Annotated in this window: 7 protein-coding genes (2 of these 7 only partly in view); 1 reads left to right on the forward strand and 6 read right to left on the reverse strand. The window is 43.5% G+C overall.

Features of this window, described 5'->3' with window-relative positions:
* On the forward strand, window positions 1-676 hold the end of the coding sequence (gene nadB, locus FHG67_RS14235; RefSeq protein WP_004498719.1) for an L-aspartate oxidase. It extends 923 nt beyond the left edge of the window; only the last 676 of its 1599 coding nucleotides appear in the window; the start codon falls outside the window, past its left edge; it ends in the stop codon at window positions 674-676.
* A 37-nt stretch (window positions 677-713) separates the two neighbouring features.
* On the opposite strand, the gene omp85 (FHG67_RS14240) is transcribed toward nadB, so the two are convergent.
* The 6 genes from omp85 (FHG67_RS14240) to FHG67_RS14265 all read right to left on the reverse strand — a co-directional run.
* Window positions 714-2348: an Omp85 family outer membrane protein gene (gene omp85 / locus FHG67_RS14240; protein ID WP_026054340.1), complete on the reverse strand. Its 1635-nt coding sequence runs from the start codon at window positions 2346-2348 to the stop codon at window positions 714-716.
* Window positions 2349-2605: 257 nt separating this feature from the next.
* Window positions 2606-3289: a surface adhesin Lsa25 gene (gene lsa25 / locus FHG67_RS14245; RefSeq protein ID WP_004498748.1), complete on the reverse strand. Its 684-nt coding sequence runs from the start codon at window positions 3287-3289 to the stop codon at window positions 2606-2608.
* Between the two features lie 7 nt (window positions 3290-3296).
* Complete coding sequence (gene omp85 / locus FHG67_RS14250) at window positions 3297-4832, reverse strand: Omp85 family outer membrane protein (RefSeq protein ID WP_004498718.1); 1536 nt, start codon at window positions 4830-4832, stop codon at window positions 3297-3299.
* 339 nt (window positions 4833-5171) lie between these two features.
* Window positions 5172-5786, reverse strand: coding sequence for a M23 family metallopeptidase (locus tag FHG67_RS14255; protein WP_004494800.1), 615 nt, complete (start codon window positions 5784-5786; stop codon window positions 5172-5174).
* 68 nt (window positions 5787-5854) lie between these two features.
* Window positions 5855-6358 carry an acyl-CoA carboxylase biotin carboxyl carrier protein subunit gene (locus tag FHG67_RS14260; protein ID WP_004494854.1) on the reverse strand — a complete coding sequence of 168 codons (504 nt, stop codon included), beginning with the start codon at window positions 6356-6358 and terminating at the stop codon, window positions 5855-5857.
* Window positions 6355-7500: the 3' portion of an acetyl-CoA carboxylase biotin carboxylase subunit gene (locus FHG67_RS14265; protein WP_004498698.1), read on the reverse strand. 318 nt of this gene lie beyond the right edge of the window; only the last 1146 of its 1464 coding nucleotides appear in the window; the start codon falls outside the window, past its right edge; its stop codon occupies window positions 6355-6357. The genes FHG67_RS14260 and FHG67_RS14265 overlap by 4 nt, the downstream gene beginning before the upstream one ends.

Consider the following 7500-nt stretch of genomic DNA (forward strand, 5'->3'; position numbering starts at 1 on the left):
TTCCTCCTCTCAGATCAAAGAATCCTTTCCTTCCATTTACGAGAAGTGTAAAGAGCTAGGAATCGACATCACCACGGATCGAATACCGGTCGTTCCGGTCGCACATTTTCTTTGCGGCGGTGTGTCCTCCGATTTAGAAGGAAGAACAACGATTCCGAATCTTTCTACTGCGGGTGAAACCGCATGCACGGGAGTTCACGGAGGAAATCGCCTTGCATCCAATAGCCTCTTGGAGTGTCTTGTTTTCTCCAATCGAATCGCCAAAAGAATCGCAAGGGGAAAGCCTGACTTCACAAAGGCACACGACGAAATCCCTTCTTGGAACAAGGAAGGAATGGTCAATACGGAAGAATGGGTTTTGATTTCTCACGATTTAAACGAAATTAAAAATACGATGAGCAACTACGTGGGAATCGTCCGTTCCAATTTACGTTTAGAACGCGCTAAACGTAGAATGGATCTGATTTACGACGAAGTAAAGGATTATTACAACAGAACAATTATCACCAATCCTTTAATCGAACTAAGAAATTTGGTGATCGTAGCGAAACTCATCATTCGGTCCGCGTTGTCCAGAAAAGAAAGCAGAGGGCTTCATTTTTCCACAGACTATCCGGAAAACAGAAACCCTTCCCGTATCGACACGGAAATCCTTAACGATAAGATCCGATTTTAGGGGGAAAAATATTTTAAATTATTAGAATATTTCACTTTTAGAATGCGTGATTGAAATTGACGAAAAGTTGTTTATCCTCTCTGGAAACCGCGTAGTCGATCATGATGATCGTTGCCTGATTCCAAGCGATTCTAAGACCTAAACCTTGAGAATATTTGTAATTCAACAAACTAGCCTTATGTTCGTCGTTCCATACCCGGCCAAAATCCCAGAACGGAACTACATTTAACGAGAAGTATTCTCCGCCGACCGAAAAATCGTAGAATTTCCAGCGAACTTCCACAGTCCCGAACCCCATCGCACGTCCTACGAATCGATCCTGCTTATAACCCCGAAGCGTTCTTAGGCCTCCGAGTCCCGTGACCGTATTTTCCGTTCCCCAAAGATTTCTATATTCAAAAAACGGCACGTCTCCGTCCGAAACTCCGAAACCGAACCGGGACGCAAGAACCAATTTTTCAAATGTTTTCGGAAAAGGACTATAAAAGAATTTTGCATGTCCGAAATATTTCTGAAAATCAAAATCGGAAGCGATCACTTTGGAGGCTTTTTCGTAAGTTGCCTCTAAAAAAACTCCCGAATTCGGATCCGGCTCGAAATCCCTTGTATCATAGACGAGGCCGATCTTGGCAGTATTCACAAATCCTCCATGATAGCCCAGAATCTTCCCAGCCTCCGCATCTTCCGTAAGTCTTGTCTTTGCGTTCGGAACCTTTCCCGAATTGCTGAGAGAGGTTCCGTCAAAAATCGGATCGACCGATTTTACAAACTTTCCGTCGTTCGCCTTTACGATGTTATTCGAAAAACGAAAACCGGTCACAAGCCTCAAGGTTCCGTGTAAAAAGGATCTTTCCGAACTGAAGTTCAACTGAGGAGTTTGGATCGTATAACGATTATACATACGATCGGTCACCTTAAAACCCTCGCCCGTCGGAATTCCGGAATAAACTCTTCCCCCGAGTTCTATGGGATCGATGGGACCTCCGGGTCTCTGATATAGAAACGCGGATTCTTGAGAATTGTACTCCGCGTTTGTGACCCGGGTTCCTCCGGGTTGATTTCGTTCCTGGTACGCGAGAGGTTTTAAAGTAGATTCTCCCACTCCGAAATACAAAGTAGTCGGAGTAATCGTAAGAAGTGCGTCGGTGCGAAGTCTCCAACGAGTGTTTGCTACGTAGGGCATATCCAAACTGAGCTGATGATACTGCGCATTCTTTGTCGTATTAAAATATTGGGCGAAAAAACGAAGCCGATATGGGGTATATTCGAAAAATGGATCGCTTTTTTTTCCATTGTTGTATCCGTAAACTCTAGCTCCGTAGCCAATCCCCTCATTCGGATCGGAATTGACCAATGGAAGCCCGGTAGAATACCAACCTTCTTTTTTGTTGTCTAAATCCTTTTTACACATCTGTTTGACCCGATCGATCGGAAAAGGAAGATCCTTTCTCGCTTCAGGTTTATCACAGCCTGTAAAATTTTCTTGGGCGAAAATTTTTAAGTAAGGAACGAATACGCATCCGAAAGAGATCAGAATCGAAAGAGCGGATTTACGAAATTTTCTAAAATTCCATTTCCTTCTTCTGTAAAAAAGAGAAACGAAAAAAGTTTGTGACTTAAAAATCGGATTCTTATTTTCATCTTTCGGAATCAAAATCTTACGAAGTGTCATCGTAGAAATCGATGTTTTCAAATCGTACATAAAATTTTTCTCATATTGCGGGAAGTAGCTCTCAAAATTCTCTCATCGTTCCCATTTGCCAAAGTTTTGCCTAATTTCTTTCTTAAATTGCGGGAAGAAACCAATCGGAAAAACCATTTCCGACTCTCTAATTCCTTTCCCCGAACCACAAATCACACGTGATACGAAATATCTTTCCACAAAAGTGTGAAGAAGGAAAACCGCGGCTTTATGTAAATTCGGACTTATTAAGGAAAATTTCTGACACAGCGAACGAAGTATCGGCTCGTTTTCGTGAAAAAGGTATTTTCCCCAAAATGAGTAGCTTCAAAATTTACGGCACGAGCCATATCCACCGTTCCTTCCTGTGCCCAAGAAGTCCAGTAATAGTCTTCCACCGTGTTTGGAAATTTTATGAGAAACGCATTCAAACTTCCAGAACTAGTAAGAACCTTTAACTCCGGAAAGGTGGGAAGCCTCCAATCGGAATGTTGTCCGGTACGATCCTGACCACAAGAATTATAAGCTTCACTCATTCCTGAAAATCCGGGCGTTTGTCCGACTAAAACCGGCGGTAGGGAAATCGTATTACAGTCGTTTAAATTGAGGGAACAATACTGAAAAAGAGAGGCTCCGTATCTTCCGAGGATCGTAGAAGCATCGTTGATCCCTTCACAATCGTACTGGCCGTTTTGCCCAACTCTAAGAATCTGACCCTGTGTGCAAATTTTCCACATAAGTCCGCTCGTGAAATCCGTAATCGTTCCGGAAGCCACATCCGCCGAATAAGAGTTGAAAATCAACATTCCCGCAAGTAAAACTTTTGTGTCTTCGTTGATAAATCCCAGAGTCGTATCGTCCGGTTTTTCCTCGCAGTTTGTATAAAGAAATAGTGCGATAATGAATATTATAATATTTTTATATTTTTCCATGACTTCCTCAAAAAATGTGGTTAAAATTCATAAATATCTGTTTGTCTTCCTTGGAAACGGCGTAGTCCAACATCAAAATCGTACTCTGATTCCAAGCGATTCTAAATCCTAAACCTCGGGAATATTTATAATCTTTTAGCCCCACATTATGTTCATCGTCCCACACCCGACCGAAGTCCACAAAAGGCACCAAATTTAAAGCGAAATGTTGTCCGGCTATGTTAAAATCGAAAAATTTCCAACGTAGTTCAATGTTTCCCCATCCCATCGCCTTCCCGGTAAAACGATCCTGCTTATAACCGCGTAAAGTCCTTAGGCCTCCGATTCCGGTAATTCCTCCTTCCGTAGACCAAAGATTTCTATACTCGAAAAAAGGCGCTTCTCCCTCCGTCAAACCAAACGCTCCTCGACCGGCAATCACTAGTTTATCAAAGACTTTCGGAAACGGACTGTAGAATAATTTAATCTGAGTAAAATACTTGGAATATTGAAAATCGGATCCGAAAGATTTAGCGATTTTTTCATAAGTCGCTTCTAAAAATACTCCTCGATTCGGATCTGGTTCCAAATCCCGGGTATCCAAAACCAACCCGAATCGCACCGAGTTTACGTTCCCCCCGTTGGCCCCGATAATTTTTCCCGCTTCGGCGTCCTCGATAACTTTCGTTTTTCCATTCGGAGCCATACCCGAATTGCTAAAAGGAGTTCCTTCCGTCAATGGGTCCCTACTTTTCACAAACTGACCGTCGAAAGTCTTGACGATATTTTGGGAAACCCTAAGTCCCGCAACCATTCGAACCAATCCCCCGAAGAAGATATGTTCCCCGCTGAGATTGAGTTGTGGGGAGCGGATATCGTAACGGTTATACATTCGATCGGTAACTCGAAACGCGTCGTTCGTAGGAAAACCGGAGTAATTGGTTCCCTGAAAATCGACCGGATCTCCGGGACCTCCGGGCCTCGTAAAATAAATATTCTTTTCTCGATCGTGATAGGTAGCGTTTCTTGCGATTTCTCCACCGGGCTGATTTCGCTCTTGATAGGAAAGATTTTGCAGCGATCTTTCTCCGATTCCGTAGTACAAAGTGTTCGGATTCGTATCGTAAATCAAATCCCCTCGAAGTCTCCACTTGGTATCAAAAATATAAGGAGCGTCGAAACTGATGTCCTGATACTGTCTGTTCTTGGTCGTATTAAAATACTGAGCAAACATTCGAAAACGATAAGGCGTATATTCAAAAAACGGATCCGTCTTTTTTCCGTTGTTGATTAAAAATACACGAACTCCGTATCCCACACCCACATTTGGATCGGAGTTTAAAAGAGGAAGACCGGTGGGAAACCAACCTTCTTTCTTTTTACAGATATCTTCCGGCCTTAAACGTCTCATTTCCGAAATCTGAAAGGGTAAATCTGTCCTTGGTTTTCTGGCAACATCTTCCATAAAAGCCAATTTCGAACAATCCTCTTGTCCATACGCCGCTCCTACCGTTAGAAAAAACAAACTCGTCGCAACACCTACGATTTTCAGAAATTTTTTCATGAATTTCTCGCTTCTTTATTTCAGAACCAAACGGAAACGGTTCAGGCATATACTGTCAATTGGATTTTTCAAAGAATCCGGAAATACGCTTCGAAATCTCGGACGTAATTTCTTTTATCCATAACATTTGATATGATATCCGAGCAAATTTATTTTCGAATGAGTTGGGTATAGCGTCCTAGAAAAGAAGAGAAAATGACAACGATCAGGTTTTACAACGAAACTTTTTCAAGAGTCCGGGAAATAAACAATGACAAATAACGTGAATTCGTGGGGAAGCGGGCAAATCAATTTATGAATTTTGAATCAAAGATTCGCATTTCTTTAAGTCGTTGGGTTTTATCGGTTATCGCCACGAACCAGGCTTTTATTATTTTTTAGTTTTCGATGGCCGCGAATGAACTCTTTCGGATTGAGATAACCTTGTTGATTCTTACCGTAACCCGATCCGGTGGGAAGAAAGAAGTCTTCTCTCATTTCAAAATGAAGATGAGGTCCGTAACGGCGATTCGCGTCCCCGATCTTTCCGATCTTCTTTCCTTTTCTGATCTTGTCGCCTTTGATAACGTGCATCTTGGAAAGATGCGCATACAAGGAATTGATCCGTCTTCCGTCCGGAAGACGATGCGTGAGAATGAGAACGTTTCCCCAACCCGGTCCCTCGTCCCCCGCGAACTTTACGATTCCGTTGGAAACAGCATACACGAGATCGCCGTAATCGTTTCGTCCGATCGCGTTCCAATCCTCACCGAGATGAAAATTCTTTCCAAAGGGTTGGAGATCGTAATAGCCTTTTGCGTTCGGCGCTCCGACCGGAAAATCAAAACCGTTGGAAATAAATTCAGGGTTTGCGGCAAAGAATTCTTTCGCTTCTTCGAAGGAGAGTTCGTTTCGAACGAAACCTTCTTCCTTGGCCCTCGCCGTTCCCAAGCAGGAAACCGATACGATAGACAAAAGAAAAATGCTTCGAATAAGAATTTTCACGATCTATTATATTTAAAAAGAAGAATATATTTTCTTACTCAACCGAGATTCAACTTCAAGATCACGTCGTCTTGGGAAACCATCGAACCTTCGCCCGTTAAAACTTCTTCCACCGTTCCTTCGCCCGGTGAAAGAATGTTGTTTTCCATCTTCATCGCTTCGACGATCGCAAGAACCGTTCCTTTTTGAACGGAAGCTCCGGGTGTTACTAAAACGCGGATCACTTTTCCGGGCATCGGACTTTTGATCAGACCGCCGCTCCCCTCTTCCAGATGGATTTCGCGATTGGACAAAACGATCTTCGTGTTCCAACCCTTGTAGTGAATAAAAATCCGATTTCCTTTCCTGAGGATTTTCAAGTGATTTCCGGGATCGGAAAAAAGTCCGTTGCCTTCGCTTTGAAAATTTCTGGAGATCCGAAAATCGCGAACGATTCCGTTTAACACAATCGATACGGAAGTGTCGCCTCCGAGAGAATTCGATCGAACTCGAACCGGAATTTCTTCTTCCCCGTGTCTAAATCGAAAATTTTCTTCGATCACCAAAAGCCTCCCGGACCAACCGCTTCCCAAATTCCCCGGGATCTTTTCTTTTCGGAAAGTGCGGCTGCCGCAAAAGAAAACGCATCGGCTTGCGCTTCTCTTTCGGGAGCGAAAAGAATTGTTTGTTCTTCCAGAAAATGCGTATGAATATGTCCTTTTTCAAATTCCTCATGGGAAAGAATTCCGGAAAGAAAAAACGTATTCGTTACCGGCCCAAAAATCACCGTGGAATCGATGGATTCTTTCAGGCGAGTCACGCATTCTTCTCTATTCTTTCCCCAAGAAATCATCTTTGCAATCATCGGGTCGTAATACACCGTGATTTCCGAACCCGTTTCCACTCCCGTATCCACCCGTAAAAAGTCTCGATTTGGAAATTCAATATATTCTAATATACCTGTGGAAGGTAAGAAGTTATTTTCCGGATCTTCCGCGTAAATACGCGCTTCGATTGCGTGTCCGTTCTGAGCGATCGTTTTTCCGCCGGTAAGTTCGGAAAGTTTTTTCCCTTCCGCCACTCGAATCTGCCATTCCACAAGATCTTGGCCCGTGATGTATTCGGTCACAGGATGTTCCACCTGAAGTCTTGTGTTCATCTCCAAGAAATAAAACTTTCCGTCTTTTCCCAAAATGAACTCTACGGTTCCAGCCCCCACATAACCGATAGACTGCGCCGCTTTGACAGCCACTTGGCAGATTTCATCCCGCATTGCGGAGGGCAAGTTCGGAGCCGGAGATTCTTCGATCACCTTTTGATGTCTTCTTTGGATCGAACATTCCCGTTCGAAAAGATGCATAACGTTTCCGTGTTTATCCCCGAAAACCTGCACTTCGATATGCCTAGGCGTCTCTATGTATTTTTCCAGAAATACGGTGCCGTCTCCGAAAGCCTTTTGCGCTTCCCTTTGAGCCGATTCGAGAGAGGTGAGAAATTCTTCCGGTCCATAGACCCGTTTCATTCCTTTTCCCCCTCCTCCCGCGGTTGCCTTAATCATCAGAGGATATCCGATTCTTTCGGCTTCCTTTTGAAGAACGTTAGGATTTTGATCTTGTCCGTTGTAACCCGGAACAACCGGAACTCCCGAAGCCTCCATCTTGATTCGGGAGTTGATCTTATCCCCCATAAGCTCCATCGATTCGGG

The sequence above is a fragment of the Leptospira weilii genome (genome assembly GCF_006874765.1).
GTDB classification, from domain to species: domain Bacteria; phylum Spirochaetota; class Leptospiria; order Leptospirales; family Leptospiraceae; genus Leptospira; species Leptospira weilii.